The organism is Acinetobacter sp. COS3, from assembly GCF_000475335.1.
In the GTDB taxonomy this organism is placed as follows: Bacteria; Pseudomonadota; Gammaproteobacteria; order Pseudomonadales; family Moraxellaceae; genus Acinetobacter; species Acinetobacter venetianus.
This window is the reverse complement of record NZ_AXCD01000023.1, coordinates 25,720-43,361: the sequence shown is the minus strand read 5'-3', so window position 1 is coordinate 43,361 and position 17,642 is coordinate 25,720. Positions and strand designations below refer to the sequence as shown.

Sequence of the window (17,642 nt, the reverse complement as noted above, 5' to 3'; positions counted from 1 at the left end):
CTATATAATGCTTACGCTTTCACAAAAACTTCCAGACTATTTCGAATACTATGAAGACGGAACGCAATACTATTTGCGTCAAGTACAATACCCGCAAGATATTCCGCTTTTACACCAATGGATGCATGAACCGCATGTGATTCCTCAGTGGCAATTGAATAAGTCAGAACTAGATTTACAGGTTTATTTTGACAAGATGCTGGCAGATGATCATCAACGTTTATTGATTGTCGGGATTGACGGTAAAGATGTCGGTTATACCGAAATTTATGAAGGGAAACGTGATCGTTTAGGCCGTTATTACGAAGGAGATGAGCAAGATCTAGGTTGGCACTTACTGTTTGGTGATAAGTCAGTTTTTGGTAAAGGTTTCTTACGTCCAACCATTCGTTTACTAAGTTTTTATATTTTTGAACATTCGCAAGCAAAAAAAATTGTAGGTGAACCTGATCATACCGTTAAGCCGTATGCGGCTGTAGTTGAAGAAATGTGTTATGAAAGCCAGCGGTTAATTCCAATGCCAGAAAAAACGGCGATGTTGTACTACTGTTATCGAGAGACTTTTTATAATAAGTTCGAGAGCTATTTCAAAGCTTCACAACAACAATCAGAGGCTCAACCAGCCTAAATCTCGTAAATAATATAGGTGCTGCAACTGAGACATGGGGGTTAACTATGTCTCAGTGATAATCATAGCTTTGGATATTTATTTACTTTTTAAAGTCTAATCAACATAATTTAACTGAAGTCCTTAGATATTTAATCTCTCTGTAGATTGATCCATATGATCAAATAGCATTCATATTTTATATGGTTATGCAAGTCAACTTCCCCATAAATTACAATTATAGTGCGGGTTTGAAATGATTTGATTCTTTTTTGATCAAATTTATTTCATTTATTTACAATTCGGATTTTATGCTCATTTTTTAGTTAATCTATAAAAAGCGATAGTAAAAGAAAGGAGTACAAATGCTTATTTTTCATGATTATCCTGTTCAAGGGGCGCTCTTTGACATGGATGGGACGATGTTTGACACGGAACGTTTACGTTTTCAAACATTGAAACAAGCTTCAGAAGAGCTCATTGGACAGGAATTTTCTGATGACTATTTAATGCAATGTTTGGGACTGAGTGCTCGAACTGCTGAAGAACTAGCGAAAAAGTTCTATGGTGAGGATGTACCTTACGCGCAAATAAGAAAGCGCGCTGATGAATTAGAGTTAGAATCAGTTCGTATGAATGGTGTACCGATTAAAAAAGGTCTCATTCAGGTATTAGAGCGACTACGCAAGTCTGGTTTGCGTATGGCTGTTGCGACTTCAAGTCGTAGAGCAATCGCTGAAGAATATTTAATTAATGCAAATGTATATAAGTTTTTCGATTTACTGGTTTGTGGAGATGAAGTAGAGCGTGGTAAGCCTCATCCAGAAATCTTTTTAAAAGCGGCACAAAAACTAAATCTACAGCCACAACAATGTTTAATGTTTGAAGATTCTGAAAATGGTATTTGTTCTGCGAGTGATGCAGGCGGTATCACGATTTTATTTAAAGATATTAAAGAACCAAATGACCGAATGTTGTCTAAAGCAAAATTCTACTATCAAGACATGTATGAATTTTTGAATGCTTTGGATGAATATACTCCCGAAATCGGTATGCCACATTTACAAGAACCATTTCCGCAAAGTTTGAATCAGCTTACTATTGGTATTCATGGCTTCGGGGCAATTGGTGGTGGTTATATTGCCCAAATTTTATCGCATTGGGATGGCTACACACGTCCAAAACGAATGTTAGCATCTACGCGAAATCGTTTATATCTTGAATCTGTAAATAGCTTTGGCAGTTATAGTATTCGATATGGTCAGTCTTCTTATGATGAGCGTATTGAAAATCTAAGCGTGATTGACGCTGATAATGAACAACAAATGCTCGAGATGTATATGCAATCGAGTTTAATCGCACTTTGTCTCCCAGAACAGGCGATTGCATCTGAAGCAAAAATTATTGCTAAAGGGCTGTTGGCGCGTTTTATGTCTCAGGATATGCAGAACAATGAGCCAATCACATTCCTGATCATTCTCAATAAAGTATGTGCCAAGTATTTGGTCTTAAAAAATATTCGAGAAGCTTTGCTTGAAATTACAGATGAAGATATTGCTGAGCACATTTTAAGTGAACATTACTTCTGTGACACCGTCGTGAACAGAATGGTTTCAAAACTCACCGATCAAGCTTTATATCGCCAGTTAAATATTAAGCATCGTCTGTTTAAGCAGTATCAGTCTGATCTTAATGATGAAACCATCGAGCTTTCGGATGAAACTGCTTTAACGGAAAAGCAAGAACAGCAAATTACTAACTGTCTGGAAGATATGCGTGGACAATTCCAAGCAGGTCAGTTCTTACAAAATATGGACTTAATCTTGTTCCATAGTGAAACGGATATGCCGATTTATGTTGAAAATCGCAGTCCATTATTGAGTAAGATGCGCCAAATGATTTTGGTTGATCAAATTTCAGATATTCAGATCATTAAGAACCGTTTATGGAATGGTTGTCATGCAATGCTAGCATGGTATGCAAGTACCATCGGCCATGAAATGATTGGTATTGCAATGGCTGATTCAAAGATCAAGAAATATGCGGAACAGGTTGTCGATGAAGTGAAACTAGGTTTGGTTAATATTGTACCGAATCAAGCCAAAGAACTAGATCGTATGGCTGAAAGTTTCCTGAACTCGTGTCGATCAGCTTATAAAGATCCATGTGAACGTGTCGCGCGTGATCCGCTGCGAAAGCTTAACTTTAATGAGCGTGTGTTTGGAAGCATTGAAAATCATATTCATCAAGCACTTCCTTATCAAAATTTATTGAAAGGTGCGGTGTATGGTTATGTTTATGCACTTAAAAATTTAAATTTTGATGGTGAAGAGGTTGCACAACATCTTCACAAAAACATTGCTCAGATGGATATTACGGATAGCCAGAAGAAAGTTTTGTCAGGCTTGGTCGTGCAAGGCATCCAAAATGAACTGAAAGAAACAGGTATTCAATTCGATTTTTTGAGTTTAGAACTTAATCCTGAATATGCCTAAAGCGATACACGAAAAGCACTTTAATTGTTAAAGTCATTTATGTTTGAATAACACAACTTTCTATAAGTATTTAAAGTTGTGTTATTACAAGCATCTACTCAGCTCATTTCAACTGAACGCCGTGATTATTCTGAATGGCATCATGGTCGTTCAGATTTTGCTGTGTGGTATATCGAAATAGATCAAGTAGAAGTTATTCAGTATTTAGATCATATTAAAACAAAATTTTCAGACTTGTTGATCGATTCCAATCAACGGCAGTACCACATCACTTTATTCGTTTGTGGATTTCTAACGCCAAAATCTTCACATTATGATGATGACTTTGAAATTAATACATTAAAGCAGCAGATTCAGGCATTAAACTCGCTGGAAATAGAACCTTTCGAACTTGAAATTACCCAGTTGGATAGCTTCAGCAGTGCATTATTTTTACAAGCTGAAAATAACAATAAAATTTTAGCTAAGATTCGCCAGCAACTCGCTCAATATTCAGATGAAATAGCTGCACTTGAGTATTGTCCGCATATTACTTTAGGTTTGTATAACGATGCTTGGCAAAGTGATTTAGTGCTGGATCGTATTCAAAGCATTGCCATAAAACCATTTAAAATTCAGGTGAAATATTTAACTTTCGGCTATTATAAAGCTCAGATTTTACAAGGATTACTTTATCCTTATCACCAAATTAGATTAGGTTAAATATGTTACAACTGATTTTAGGCGGTGCTCGCTCTGGAAAAAGCCGTTTGGCTGAGCAAATTGCAAAAGATACTGGTTTGACAGTTACTTATGTTGCGACGGCACAAGCCTTAGATGAGGAAATGCAACAACGTATTCAACATCACCAACAACAACGCCCAGCAGATTGGCATTTATGTGAAGAACCCATATTACTCGCTGATCAGCTTCAACTGCTAGATCAAGAAAACCATGTCATTTTGGTTGATTGTCTGACGTTATGGTTAACCAATCTATTGCTATCAGAAGATATCGCCTTACAGCAGATAGAAACAGAAAAATTATTAAATGTGCTACCGAAATTAAAATCACACATTATTTTAGTCAGTAATGAGACAGGGCTGGGTGTTGTCCCAATGGGTGAAATAAGCCGTCGTTTTGTCGACGAAGCAGGGCGTTTACACCAAGCTTTAGGCCAAATCGCAAATAAAGTGATGTTTTGTGTCGCAGGTTTTCCGATGATTTTAAAAGATGAGAAATAACATGTCTGAACAAGCTTCTTGGTGGTTAGAATCTATTCAACAGCCTGATATCGCGGCACAATCACAAGCTGAGCAACGTCAACTACAATTGACTAAGCCTACAGGTGCATTGGGTGATTTAGAGCAAATTGCGATTCAGCTTGCGAGTTTACAAGGAACTGTTCATCCACAGATTCAACAACCTTGGATTACGATTTTTGCAGGCGATCATGGTGTTGTAGAGGAAAATATTTCAGCCTATCCACAAGCTGTCACACGTCAAATGCTGCAAAACTTTGCTTCAGGTGGCGCTGCAATTAGTGTAATTGCGAAACATCATCAAGCTCAGTTGCAAGTGATTGACTGCGGAACAGTAGGTGAGCCTTACCAATATACTGGCGTTGAGCGTCATTGTATTCGTTCTGGAACAGCGAACTTTGCACAGCAAGCCGCAATGACTGAGCAAGAATGCATTGCAGCTATGCGATTAGGGAAAGAGAGTGTTGATCTTGCTCGAGCTAAAGCGGCGGATATCTTTATTGCTGGTGAGATGGGTATTGGGAACACCTGTTCTGCATCAGCATTAGCCAGTCTGTTATTGAATGAAAGTGCTGAGCAACTAACAGGTGTTGGCACTGGAATTAATAATCAGCAGCTTGCACATAAAGTTTCTGTCATTAATCAAGCAGTCAAGTTACATGCAGCACATGTTGCTGATGATGCTTTAAAAATACTTGCGGCTGTAGGTGGTTTAGAAATCGCAGCAATGACAGGTGCATATCTCCGTTGTGCACAGATTGGAATGCCAATCGTGGTTGATGGTTTCATCAGTTCTGTTGCTGCATTATGTACTGTTCGAATCCAGCCTCAGACAAGGGCGTGGATGTTGTTTGGACATCAATCTGCTGAGTATGGTCATCAACGCATTTTAAAAGAGTTAGACGCGCGACCGATTTTAAAAATGAACTTGAGATTAGGTGAAGGCAGTGGTGCAGGTTCAGCGCTTTCAATGATTCAACTTGCTTGCGCTTTACATAATCAAATGGCAACTTTTGCCGAAGCAGCTGTATCAGGAGATAAGGTTGCTGATTGATTTACTTCGGCACGGAGAAACGACTTTAAGTCATACCTTGCGTGGCCACACCGATGATGAACTGACAGAACAAGGTTGGTTGCAGATGCAATCAACCATTCAGAGCAATATAGACAATGGTTCGTCTTGGGATGTCATCTTTACTTCGCCATTACGCCGTTGTCAGTTGTTTGCAGAACGATTAGCTGTAAAAATACAACGACCTCTCATCGTTAATTCGAACATCAAGGAAATGAACTTTGGTGATTGGGAAGGATTAGCTACTCAGCATATTTATGAAAATTTTCCAGAGCAATTGGCAAATTTTTGGCAGTTTCCAACACAGTACCACGCGCCAAATGGCGAGTCTTTAGCCCAATTTAAGCAACGCGTGATGATTGGTTTTGAAGAAATTTCAATTCAAATGCAAACAGAAGATTGGAAAAATGCATTAGTTGTGACGCATGGTGGTGTCATCAAGTTATTAACCTGCCTCGCTAGAGAGCAACACCTCAATGATTTATTAAAAATGCCAGCTGAATTAGGCAATCTATATCAAATTGAATTATTAAAATCATTAGATCAATTGATGTTTATTGAACGTGATTAAGCACTTTTCTTTAATATTTTTTATTTTAACGATGTAATAGAGCTGTCATTGTCACTGCCTAAGATACATGACATTTCTTTATCTATAAGTAAATTAATTATGAAGATATTATTTAAAAGCAGTGTGTTATGTCTCAGTATTTTATTGACGGCTTGTAATAGTGATGATTCTCAAAATTCGCAAAAAACTCCTGATACAGATAGCTCATCTAAATTTTATCAAACCAAAACACCTTACCAACCACAGCAAGAAATAAAGACCTATGAGCAAATTCCTGAAGGTTATCAAGCAGTATTCACTGAATTAGTTGCTCGTCATGGCTCTAGAGGTTTATCAAGTATTAAATATGATTTAGCGCTTTATAATTTATGGAAACAAGCCAAAGCCGAGAATGCATTAACGCCTTTAGGTGAGCAACTGGGTGCAGATATTGAAGCAATGATGAAAGCAAATATTTTGCTGGGTTATGGTATTGATGGTATTCGTCAGTTTGGTTATGGCAATGAAACAATGGTTGGGATTCAAGAACATCGCGGTATTGCGGATCGTTTATTACAACGTTTACCCACATTATTTAAAACCGCAGCTGCTCAACCAGCGTCTATTTTAGTACAAAGTTCTGGTGTAGATCGCGCAATAGATAGTGCTAAATTCTTTACAAATGAATTGATTCAACAACAGCCTGAACTTAAAAACCAAATTACACCGCTTTCGTATACCAGTTTAGCCAGTGGTAGTGTTCCAACGATTGACGATGGTGGTGTAGACCGTTTTAAACTTTACTTTCACAGCTTGAACCAAGAACAAGATTTAACACAGCCTTTATCTGTACAGCAACAAGCGATTTATGATGCAAGTCAGGCTTATCAACAGTTTGAGGAAGAAGATGCTGATTTAGCTAATAAATTAGATGAACTGGCTGAAAATACGCGTGCTGAACAGGTTGCAATGCGTGTATTAATACCGATTTTTAAACCTGAATTTATTAAAAAATTAGGTACAAGCGGATATATTTTTTCGAACACTGGCTCATACACCGTTACTGCTCCATCAGGTGAAACCGTGACTGAAAATGGTAAAGGAAAGAATAAGATTGCTAGTGCTGTAAATGCGGCTGCTTATATTTATGAGTTGTATTCGATCTCAGGTGGAATGCAGTCTGAGCTTAAAGGCGTGAGTTTTGATAAATACATGCCAGCGGATGCCGCAAAATTTTATGCAGAGTTCAACGATGCCGATGATTTTTATGCTAAAGGCCCAAGTTTTACCGAATCAAATGGTGTTACAAGTGCGATGGCGCAAGGATTAAAACAGGATTTGTTTAGCCAAGTTGATGCAGTTATTGAAAGAAAACAGTCGCATCTTGCTGTTTTGAGATTCGCTCATGCTGAAATTATTATTCCATTGGCAACAAGTTTGGAATTAAATAACATGATGCAACCGTTGCCGTTACGTCAGACCTATAGCTATGACAACAGTGCATGGCGAGGTGAAATGGTGTCTCCTATGGCGGCAAATTTACAGTGGGATATTTACCAAAATGCTCAGGGGAGCACCTTGGTCAAAATGTTCTACAACGAGAAAGAAACCTTATTTAAGTCATCATGTGATTATGCGCGTACTAACTCAAATAGTTTCTACTATGACTATTTGAAATTAAAACAATGCTATCAAATGCAATAACCAACTGATCTTTTTTGATTGGGAATAGGCTTGCTATTCCCAATTTTATTTCTTCATAATCTGTCTATTAAAAAATTATTGAATGAAGCTGATTAAATATGATGCCTTTTTGGATTGCCTTGCAATTTTTGACGGTTCTACCAGTTGAACTAAAAACGATGCCAAGTGCAAAACAAAATGGTCAAGCCATTCTTTTTTATCCTGTTATTGGTCTACTTATCGGTCTTATTTTATTTGCTTGTTCAATTCTCTTGGTCAAACTTCCAACCTTACTCATTGCAAGTATCATTCTTGTATTATGGATTTGGCTAACGGGCGGTTTACATCTTGATGGTTTAGCGGATACTGCTGATGCTTGGGTGGGTGGTTTTGGTGATCCAGAACGCACATTGGAAATAATGAAAGACCCAACGTGTGGCCCGATGGGTGTACTCAGTTTAATTGTTGTTTGTCTTTTAAAGTTTGCAGCTTTATATGTGCTACTAGAACAGCATTTAAATTACTTTTTGCTGATATTTCCCGTATTAGGGCGTTGTGTTCCTTTATTCCTTTTCTTAACAACACAATATGTACGTGAAAAGGGTTTGGGCCGCTCTTTGACCGATTATCTACCTAAAGTAGCTGGTTGGATAGTTTTTGTCATTACATTATCATTTCTTTGTCTGTATAAATGGTTGGGATTTGCAGTTTTTATCTGTTTGATTTTTCTGCTGATTATTTTGCGATCATTATTTATAAAAAGAATTGGTGGGATTACAGGTGATACCGTTGGTGCAGCGATTGAATTGGTTGAAACGGGATTGATCATGACTGTGGTGATGAGTTCTTTTTATATTTAGATGCGAGTTTAGTGACTAATCTCCCTGATCAAAGAAAGATTAGTCTAATAGGTGTTAGCGTTTAGCTCGAATGAAAAAACCGAGAATGACGAGCAACGCAATCAATCCAGCAATGGTTGGTAGAAGAATATCTCTTAGTGTCTTATCTATCGGCAACCATGTCCATTTATGTAGATAAGCAAAGCTAAATCCTTCCAAAGCATCTTGTTGCGTGACTTGAGCTGCGATCACACCGCTACTTGGCTCGATATAGACTCGAAGTTGATTACTCAAACTCGTTTCTACTTTCACGACAGGCAAGCGTTTATTAATAAAACCGTACTCACCACCAAAGCTTGTGATCAAAGTTGCTTGTTTGAATTGATGAATAGATAGATTTAAGTAACTTGCTGCTAAGTTTTTACTTTGCTCAAGGACATCTAAATCTTCCGCACTCTGCGCATCAATCATTTCAATCGCGGGTGCCGTATCGTTTGAGTGACGGTGATGATCATGTTCATTCGCTGCGGTCATACTTCCTTGCAACTGAGGTTTGCCTGCCGATTGGATTAACCACGCTGCATGACTACGATCTAGACCAAATGTAATAGGTACAATGCTTAGACCCTGAACTGGATGTTGTGTAGCTCGTTTCCACGCGTCAGGACTTAAATCTTGTGCATGAAAAATAGAATTAAATACAGGTATTTCAGACTTTTTATTCCAAATATGATAAAAACCACTTATTACCCATAACAAGATAAATGTACTTAAGCTAATCGCTAGATAACGATGTAAAAATCGAATCGGTTTTTGACGTAGTCGATGGTTTTTACGATTGTGAATTTTAAAAAATAATCTAAACCCCATAAAAACTAAGCACAAGATTCCAATCAAGGTGAACTGCATAATCAGTGATTGACCTTTCCAAGGTTGATCACCCCAAGTCCATGTATGACCTAAACGGAAAATTTTCGCCATCCACATTTTTTGATCATTTGATAATGTTGCAAGTCTTGATTGCGACGGATCAACATAGGCTCTAAGTCCATTATCATAATTGACACGCCAAACGGGGAGCAGACGGTTCACACTTGGATAATCATCACTAAAACTCGTAATGATTTGTGCTGAAACAACCTGTCGTTTCGATAAGCCTGTGTACCAATTGGCTAATCGAATTACATTAAATTGTTCTGCATTTTTAATGATTTGACCAGTTCGGCTATCGTAGTATTCAGCAATATTCTGCTTTGGTTTCAATATACGATAGGTAACTTGCTCAGGTGTCAGTTGTATGGTTTGTAATGCTGAAAACTGTTGAATGTTTTGTTGCTGTAATACTTGATTTGCTGGTATTGCAGCATGCAAATCAAGTTGTTGAGATGGTGGCATTCGTTTTACAGGCTGAGGTTGTGTTGCACTCATAATAGGATGCAACACACCAGTTAAAGCCCACAATAAAACTAAAATGCCGAGAACTGTTCCAAAACTACGGTGCAGAGACAATAGCTTCTTAAGTTGCTTGGCATTCATATTCTATTTCCCGAAATGATAGCTTAAACCGACTAAGTACGTTCGAGGCGCAGCTGGGGTATAGCTGACTTGGTTATTACTAAACGAAGTGCTTTCAGCATAATCAACATCCGTTGCATTTAGAATTTGTCCGTAAATTTCATATGCAGCTTTACGGTAATTCGCACGTAAATTTAGAATGGTATGTCCATCATATTTTTCGGTATTAGCATCGTTAACCCAGTATGCACCAACATAAACACCTTCAGCCGAAAGTGAAAGTTCAGGCGTAGGTTTGATTTGATATTCGACTGTTCCAAAGGTTTTTGGCGCGCTTGGCATGGTATTGCCGCTGTAATCTAAAACACTAGATGGCTGAAACTCTTTGTATTCATGTTTTGCCCAACTACCAGAAAGTTTCAGGCGTTGATCATACAAGTCGCTAATTTTCCATCTCCCACCAATTTCAACACCTTGGTGCAGCGTTTTACCCGCATTACGTGGTTCGCGTGTATTATCAGGTTTGGTATAGCTAATGACTTCATCTTTGCCATTTAAGCGATATAAAGTGATTTCTCCATCAAGACGATCATCAAAAAGCTTAAAGCGCAATCCCGCATCAATATTGTTAAATGTTGCCTCTTTTAGATCAGGTGTCACGAGGTTTGCACCATATAAGCTACTCACTTCTGGAGGAACAAAGCCCTGTGACCAGTTGCTATAAAGGTCCATATCAGGGGTTATATTCCACACAAAACCTAATTGAGGACTGGCTTTGTGAAAGTTACGTTTTTCATCAGGCGCACCAGTGACTTTAGAGGGGGTTAATTTATTATCATAGTCATAACTGATCCAGTCATAACGTGCGCCAGCAACTAATTTTAGATTTTCTACTGCCTGCCAATTTATCTGACTGTAAAGAGCTTGGTTGTTGACATCGACATTAAAATCGCGAAGTAATTGGCGTTGTTTATAACCTGTGTAAACTAAGGTGTTTGGATCACGGAACACTTCTATATCGTTGGTTTTGGCTTGATTCGGTGAGTGATCAGCCATCGCACCAACGATCAACTTTACTTGGTCGAAGTTCATCGAGTGCTGTAAATTCAAACCATAAGATTGAAATGCATTATAAGTTGTTTGACCGCTATAAGTGCCAGTTGGCTTACCATTTTTGATATCTGTGCGGATGTTATAGCTAGGATTCTGATCTGTCGTATTATCACGATAATACAAGGTCGCTTGGCTTTGTTGTTGGTCACTCCAGCTATGACTGAGTTGCGAGGAAATACGAGTTGCATCAACTTCACGATAGGTAAATGTTTGATAGCTATAACCTGGACGTTTGTTATAGTCATCTGTATTTAAACTACCTGTCATATCCGCTTTGAGATGGTTATAACTGACAATATTTTTCAGTTGTGTTGCATCTGAAATATGCCAATCATGCCTTAAAGTCACACTTTGTTTATTACTTTCGGCGTGATCTTGCCAGCTATTACCACGATCACTCGCGTATGCGGAAATCCTTAAGCCATGTTCACCATAGGCGCTATCAAAAGTATTGGATGCACCTGCATCTAAACGGCGGTATCCCTCAGAACTGGCACTTAAACCTATATTTGCTGTAGGCGTTAAACTTGGTGCTTTAGTTAAAAAGTTAATCGTTCCACCAATCGCATTACTGCCGTATAAGCTACTCGCTGGACCACGTAGGATTTCTATATTATCGATCCCAGCCAAATTGACTTCGTATAACGCATTGTGGTTAAACACGCCCACAGGACGTATAGATAAGCCATCTTCTAAATATTGATAAACCGCAGCAGTAGTAATCGGTTGGCGAATGGACATCATGTGTTGTTCATTCGCCAGATCATTCATACGGACGCCAGGTGCTTGATTAAGCACTTGTCCAATGAATGTTGCATGTTTATCTTCGATATCTTGAGCGTTAATTTTACTGATTGCAGCAGGTGTATTGTTGATTGATTCACCTTCACGGTTTGCGGTGATCACAATTGTGGCTAATGTTTGCGGTTGTTCAGAAGGTGTAGCTTCAGCAAAAATGATTGAACTATAGCTCGCAGAAAGGCAAGCAGCGGTTAATACTGACAAACGGAATTGAGTAGTCATGTTGAACTCTATAAAAGCAATAAACAGGGCTGTACCACAGTGGTTTACTGGACACGATGTAAAAATGCGGTTTATAAAGTGAGTGGTGGGGCTTGTTTTAAGGGAAGTGTGTAGAAGATACGGGGTATATGTAAATCTTCCGTCCATGTATAGCAAAGGCAGCGTACACGGCTAAACCACGCCAAAAGAAAGATAAGTACAAAAGCAAGTAATGGTACGATCACAGCAGCATCTAAACCATGAGAACATAAAGGACAATGTTTCATGATTTGACTTGCAAGTGCAAAAACAGCCTGTGCATGTTCACTAAGATGTGAATGCTCAGCATGCTGCATATGCTGTTCGTGTTGCATATGATGCATCGTGTGATGATGAATTGAATGTGTTTCTGAAGCCATCAAGCTATTTTGTATATCTGTAACTTGGCAATGGCTTGGCATTGCATAGAGCGCAGGTACGACACCTATATGCACCATTGTGGGCAAGAAGATATGCCAGAGTAAACAAAGCAAAGTTACCGCGCCTAGGGAGGCACGCCACTTTAGCAAATGTTGACGGAAACTGGATTGCATATCAGCAAAGCGTCGTAGTAGAAATGTGGCAGCAGTATAATTAAAAAAATATTACAGTTCAAAACAAATCCCATATTTAAGGAATATAGATATATGCAAGATTACCGTATAAATTTTCCAGATTTTTTCGATGATGAAGAATGGATAATAGAATCTAAAGGGTGGATCATTTTAGTATTCACGTATAAAAATGAAAATTATGAATTAAGTTTCTATGACCCTGTTCGTTTAATGCAAACAATAAATGATGATTTAAATTCGAGCCAATATTTTTTACAAGAAAATTTAATAGTCATTCCAAACGTAAATAAGAGAAACATTGAGAATGTCATTCAAGATTTAGTAAGCCATCCTCAACTAATAGAAAATTTAAAAATAAAAACAGGCTCATGAGAGCCTGCTTTACATCTATTTAAAGATTAACGATTTGGCAAAATATTTTTTAATGCTTCATGCATTTCGAGTAATGCTTTTTCTGTCGTATCCCAATCAATACAGCCATCAGTTACTGACTTACCGTATTCTAGATCACATAGGTTTTCAGGAATATCCTGACGACCACCTTTAAGGTGACTCTCAACCATGATCCCAACGATTGATTTGTTACCATCAAGAATTTGTTCAGTGATGTTTTTCAAAACTAAAGGTTGTAAGTACGGATCTTTGTTTGAGTTGGCATGGCTAGTATCAATCATGATCTTGTTGCTAACTTTAGCTTTTGCCAAAGCTGCTTCAGCATCGGCAACAGAAGTTGCATCATAGTTTGGCTTACCATTACCACCACGTAATACGACGTGAGCGTAAGGGTTGCCTTTAGTATTAATAATTGCAACTTGACCATTTTCATTTAGGCCCAAGAAGCTATGGCCATGTTTAACAGATTGCATTGCATTGGTTGCAACTGTTAAGCCACCATCTGTACCATTTTTGAAACCAACAGGAGATGATAGGCCTGATGACATTTCACGGTGAGTTTGGCTTTCTGTAGTACGCGCACCAATCGCAGACCATGAAATCAAGTCTTGATAGTATTGTGGTGAGTTTGGATCAAGTGCTTCAGTTGCACATGGCAAACCTTTTTCATTTAAATCAATCAATAATCCACGACCGATATGTAAGCCTTTTTCAATATTGAAAGAGTCATTCATGTCAGGGTCATTGATTAAACCTTTCCAACCGACGGTGGTACGTGGTTTCTCAAAATAAACACGCATTACAAGATAAAGCGTATCTTTAACTTTTTCGCTTAACTCTTTCAAACGATCAGCATATTCATGCGCAGCTTTAGGATCATGGATTGAACAAGGGCCAATCACGACAAAAAGACGCTTGTCATTGCCGTCTAAAATATTACGTATAGTTGCACGTCCTTGTAATACAGTTTGAGAAGCAGCTTCAGATAAAGGAAGATCAGCTTTCAATTCCGCTGGAGTAATCAAAGTCTGAATGCTTTTAATATTAACGTCGTCGATATCTGGCTGAGAAACTGGATTTGACTGTAGAGTATTCATTGCTGTCACAAATTTAATCTAAAAGAAGAGGTTATTTTGTCTACGAATATAGCACGAAATGTCGACTGATTAACTAGCGAATCGCATAATTTGTGCAGAAACAATCGACATTTATTGGCTTAAACCGTTGTTGTTGAATGGCTTGTTTGTTGAATTACAACAGCCTGATGAGTTTCAACTGGCTTTGGTTTTGCTTTAATCGGGTTCACCATAAAGTTAACACCTAAGGCAAATAGGGTAATACCAAGAATCTTACGGATCAAGCGTTCTGGCATACGAGAGCTGATGAGTGTACCAACGACGATCGCAGGGATAGAACCAACCAGTAGCCACATCAATAATGTAAAGTCGACATTGCCAGATGACATATGACTTAAACCAGCAACGGCTGTCAATAAAACCGCATGTACTACATCAGAACCAATGATACGAATCATTGGTAGATTTGGAAACATGATCACTAATGCCATGATACCGAAAGCGCCAGCGCCAACAGACGATAGTGTTACAAAGATGCCGAGCACGATGCCCATGATCAGAATATACAAGCGTTTATGTTGTAACGCATGTTGTTCACTTTCCATATTCGCTTGTTCACGATTACGGAAACGGTCAAAAAACTTTTCAATTTGAGTGCGGAAGACAATTGAAATACCAGTCAAAGTCAACATGAAGCCCAATACTGTAGTTAAGACTGCTTTATAGTGAGTTGATTGACTTAGATAGTGTTCAAGCACCCAAGACGTTGCAAATGAAGCTGGGATACTACCTAAAGCTAGCCAAAGAACAATTGGCCAAACAATATTGAGCTTTTTGGCATGTACCACCGATCCACAGAATTTAGAGATAGATGCATAAAGTAAATCTGTACCGATAGCGATATGTGGTTCAATCTTAAAAAGGCTAATTAAAATGGGAGTCATTAATGAACCACCGCCAACACCTGTAATACCTACACAGAAGCCAACGAGGACACCAGCCATAATAAATTCAATAGGACCAAACATCGACAATATGCCTAATTATGCAAAAACCAGCATATCTTATGCCTTTTTTAGATAACTCGTTGTGATGAATAGTGATTTACTTATGCAAAAAAAAGCTAAAGAAATTCTAAACACATTAATTCTTCAGTTTCTTCTGCGGTTTTGACATCACCTTATTTATGCGAAGAACCATAAGAAAAGTAACAGGTGTCGCTAGAATCCACCAACTCACAAATCCAATAGAACGGCCATACGTAAGCGCAAGCAAGCTACCAGCAACTAAGAAACAGATAAATGCACATCCTCTAAACTGCATTTTAAAACGAATTAATCTTTGTTGTTGTTTGAGAGATGCTTGGCTAATCTGTTTTGCACTACATTTATAAAGCACAAACATACCGAATAAGATAAGTAAAAAGCTGAGTACGATCATGCGCTTGCCTCAGTGTGTGCCAATTTCGTTTTGATTTTTTGTGCCGATTTTTGTTGGATCGGATGGATATTTCTATAAACAAATAAAGCAAATCCAGCAGATAAAATAAAGAATAAATCTACTCTTAAAAAAGCCCAATAACTTTGAAAATCAGTAACAAGTTGATGATTGAGCAGATAAATTAAATCATAAATCGGTAAGGCAATCGCGACTAAGCCTAAAATAGCAACTTGAAATTGCCATAAATATTGTTTCTTGGTGAAAAGCGCAATGATTAAACTTAGCGTCCATACAACAAAGAAACTGTATATCTCATAATTTGGTGTAGTTTCGGTGATTTGCAAAAATCGATTAGCAAACATATAAGCGAACATGGCAATTGGCAGGCCTATAAACGTCGCGATATTTAAACGATCAACCAAATAATGCCCTAAATGGAATTGATTAGATTTATTTTGGATTTGACGTTTCAAACTCCAAAGTAATAAGCCAGATGCAATCATCAAACATCCTAAAATCCCTGAGCAGAAGAATGCTAGACGCAGTAAAGGCTGCGCAAAAGTTGCCATATGCAAACCATATACACCTGCATTTAGAGTCGCTACAGCACTGTTATTTTTTGTATTTCCTAAGATATTACCTGTCGCATCAAAAGTAATTTGGGGCTGATTTAAGGTGATCGAGTGATCTTCTAATTGTTTAAAACTGATCGTCGCTTGATCCGTATTTGGATTTTTCACTTCTATAGTTGCAAGTGCTTGATCGCCCCATTGTTGTTTTACTTTTTCCAAGAGCGTTTGAATTGGCAGCATTTCAGTTTTGATTGGATCAGCATTATGATTATTATTGACACTGATCGTTCTAATTTCAGTGAAATATTGAAAAGGATTATCTGGATATAATTTTTTCATTCCGAATGGTAAGTAGAGGTAAAAGAAAATTGCTAACCCAGTGAAAGTGATGGTCAGGAAAAAGGGCAGTGCTAGTACAGATGAGACATTATGAAAGTCGAGCCATGAGCGCTGTGATTTGAAAGTTCGTAATGTAAAGAAATCGGTGATAATTTTTTTGTGCGTTATGATTCCTGAAATGAGTGCAATTAACATAATAAATGCAGCAAGACTGGTAATTAAACGCCCAATTAATACGGGCATACCATAAAGCTGAAAATGAAAATTATAGAAGAAATCACCACCTTTAGTATTTGATAACTTTAATTCTTCGCCTGTGTTGGCGTCTAATGTTTTGCTTTCGTACCCTCCAGTTGCTTTTTCCCAGTACATTTTATTCACGGGATTTTCTTGATTGGCAAGACTGACATACCAAGATTTAGCATCTGCTGCATTTTTATTTAGATATTCAACCGCCGTTTTAACCGCGACATCCTGATTTATTCGATATTGTGCGAGCTGAGGTTGCATCCAAAGGTTGATGTGATGACGATAGTAAGCGCTTGTTCCCATCAAAAAAATGGCAAATAACAGCCATCCAAAAATTAAACCTGTCCATGTGTGTAACCAAGCCATAGACTGGCGAATGCCTTTGTTTTGCATGGTTAATTTACACCTATTGATAGACCAAATAAGCAGCTTACGAGTATCAAACTGATCAATGTGATTTTCCATAAAGAGTTGATACAGAAGCTAATAATGATGAATGCTACATAGAACAGAATAGACAGGAATGCAGCAAGATAAATCGCCTCTGCTTTAGCTAAAATTTTTGCGAATAGAGTCGTTAGGCTTGAACATAAATACATCGTGCAAAGATAACCAAGCACAAATGTAAAAGCGAAACGGTAAAACACACTGATTCGATAGATGATGCTAATTGAGGTTGATTTAGCCATAACATGTCTTAGGGGAATAATAGAAATAAATCACATATGAAAATGATTCTTGTTAATATTAATATCTAAATAAAACTCAAGCAATTACTCAGCTATCGTAAATATAGATATTATTTTTAATTTTAAAAGTTAAATTAGATAGTGGAGCATTTT

17 protein-coding genes are annotated in these 17,642 nt (G+C 37.9%); 9 read left to right on the top strand and 8 right to left on the bottom strand.

The features are described from left to right. Positions 1–7: 7 nt before the first annotated feature. The 8 genes from IO68_RS26330 (at position 8) to IO68_RS26295 (ending at position 8,508) form a co-directional block, all read left to right on the top strand. On the top strand, positions 8–628 hold the full coding sequence (locus tag IO68_RS26330; RefSeq protein WP_004879402.1) for a GNAT family N-acetyltransferase: 621 nt from the start codon (positions 8–10) through the stop codon (positions 626–628). 344 nt (positions 629–972) lie between these two features. After that, positions 973–3,102: a bifunctional mannitol-1-phosphate dehydrogenase/phosphatase gene (mtlD, locus tag IO68_RS26325; protein ID WP_023013496.1), complete on the top strand. Its 2,130-nt coding sequence runs from the start codon at positions 973–975 to the stop codon at positions 3,100–3,102. Positions 3,103–3,180: 78 nt separating this feature from the next. Continuing rightward, a complete protein-coding gene (locus tag IO68_RS26320; RefSeq protein ID WP_023013495.1) occupies positions 3,181–3,804 on the top strand; it encodes a 2'-5' RNA ligase family protein in 624 nt (207 codons plus the stop codon). A 2-nt stretch (positions 3,805–3,806) separates the two neighbouring features. Next, a complete protein-coding gene (gene cobU / locus IO68_RS26315; RefSeq protein WP_023013494.1) occupies positions 3,807–4,325 on the top strand; it encodes a bifunctional adenosylcobinamide kinase/adenosylcobinamide-phosphate guanylyltransferase in 519 nt (172 codons plus the stop codon). Position 4,326: 1 nt separating this feature from the next. Continuing rightward, a complete protein-coding gene (gene cobT / locus IO68_RS26310; protein ID WP_023013493.1) occupies positions 4,327–5,397 on the top strand; it encodes a nicotinate-nucleotide--dimethylbenzimidazole phosphoribosyltransferase in 1,071 nt (356 codons plus the stop codon). Further along, on the top strand, positions 5,387–5,986 hold the full coding sequence (locus IO68_RS26305) for a histidine phosphatase family protein (protein WP_023013492.1): 600 nt from the start codon (positions 5,387–5,389) through the stop codon (positions 5,984–5,986). Before cobT ends, IO68_RS26305 begins: the two co-directional genes overlap by 11 nt. 99 nt (positions 5,987–6,085) lie before the next feature. Then, positions 6,086–7,669, top strand: a complete 1,584-nt coding sequence (locus IO68_RS26300; RefSeq protein ID WP_031234817.1) for a histidine-type phosphatase — start codon at positions 6,086–6,088, stop codon at positions 7,667–7,669. A 98-nt stretch (positions 7,670–7,767) separates the two neighbouring features. Continuing rightward, positions 7,768–8,508: an adenosylcobinamide-GDP ribazoletransferase gene (locus tag IO68_RS26295; RefSeq protein ID WP_023013490.1), complete on the top strand. Its 741-nt coding sequence runs from the start codon at positions 7,768–7,770 to the stop codon at positions 8,506–8,508. A gap of 54 nt (positions 8,509–8,562) precedes the next feature. Here the strand turns inward: IO68_RS26295 and IO68_RS26290 are convergent, their stop codons facing one another. The 3 genes from IO68_RS26290 to IO68_RS26280 all read right to left on the bottom strand — a co-directional run bounded on the left by IO68_RS26290 (position 8,563) and on the right by IO68_RS26280 (position 12,710). Beyond that, positions 8,563–10,023: a PepSY domain-containing protein gene (locus IO68_RS26290; protein WP_023013489.1), complete on the bottom strand. Its 1,461-nt coding sequence runs from the start codon at positions 10,021–10,023 to the stop codon at positions 8,563–8,565. A 3-nt stretch (positions 10,024–10,026) separates the two neighbouring features. After that, complete coding sequence (locus IO68_RS26285) at positions 10,027–12,138, bottom strand: TonB-dependent receptor (protein WP_023013488.1); 2,112 nt, start codon at positions 12,136–12,138, stop codon at positions 10,027–10,029. A 71-nt stretch (positions 12,139–12,209) separates the two neighbouring features. Then, positions 12,210–12,710: a hypothetical protein gene (locus IO68_RS26280; RefSeq protein ID WP_031234816.1), complete on the bottom strand. Its 501-nt coding sequence runs from the start codon at positions 12,708–12,710 to the stop codon at positions 12,210–12,212. 93 nt (positions 12,711–12,803) lie between these two features. Between IO68_RS26280 and IO68_RS26275 the strand changes: the two genes are divergently transcribed. Continuing rightward, positions 12,804–13,103: a hypothetical protein gene (locus IO68_RS26275; protein ID WP_023013486.1), complete on the top strand. Its 300-nt coding sequence runs from the start codon at positions 12,804–12,806 to the stop codon at positions 13,101–13,103. Positions 13,104–13,129: 26 nt separating this feature from the next. Here the strand turns inward: IO68_RS26275 and IO68_RS26270 are convergent, their stop codons facing one another. The 5 genes from IO68_RS26270 to IO68_RS33635 all read right to left on the bottom strand — a co-directional run bounded on the left by IO68_RS26270 (position 13,130) and on the right by IO68_RS33635 (position 17,489). Beyond that, positions 13,130–14,221, bottom strand: coding sequence for a 3-deoxy-7-phosphoheptulonate synthase (locus IO68_RS26270; protein ID WP_023013485.1), 1,092 nt, complete (start codon positions 14,219–14,221; stop codon positions 13,130–13,132). A gap of 119 nt (positions 14,222–14,340) precedes the next feature. Further along, positions 14,341–15,228: a sulfite exporter TauE/SafE family protein gene (locus tag IO68_RS26265; protein WP_004879426.1), complete on the bottom strand. Its 888-nt coding sequence runs from the start codon at positions 15,226–15,228 to the stop codon at positions 14,341–14,343. Positions 15,229–15,343: 115 nt separating this feature from the next. Beyond that, a complete protein-coding gene (locus IO68_RS26260; RefSeq protein ID WP_023013484.1) occupies positions 15,344–15,640 on the bottom strand; it encodes a hypothetical protein in 297 nt (98 codons plus the stop codon). Then, positions 15,637–17,193 carry a PepSY-associated TM helix domain-containing protein gene (locus IO68_RS26255; protein ID WP_031234815.1) on the bottom strand — a complete coding sequence of 519 codons (1,557 nt, stop codon included), beginning with the start codon at positions 17,191–17,193 and terminating at the stop codon, positions 15,637–15,639. Before IO68_RS26255 ends, IO68_RS26260 begins: the two co-directional genes overlap by 4 nt. Positions 17,194–17,195: 2 nt before the next feature. Next, positions 17,196–17,489 (bottom strand): hypothetical protein, encoded by a 294-nt coding sequence (locus IO68_RS33635; RefSeq protein WP_081110075.1) that lies wholly within the window; start codon positions 17,487–17,489, stop codon positions 17,196–17,198. Positions 17,490–17,642 lie beyond the last annotated feature (153 nt).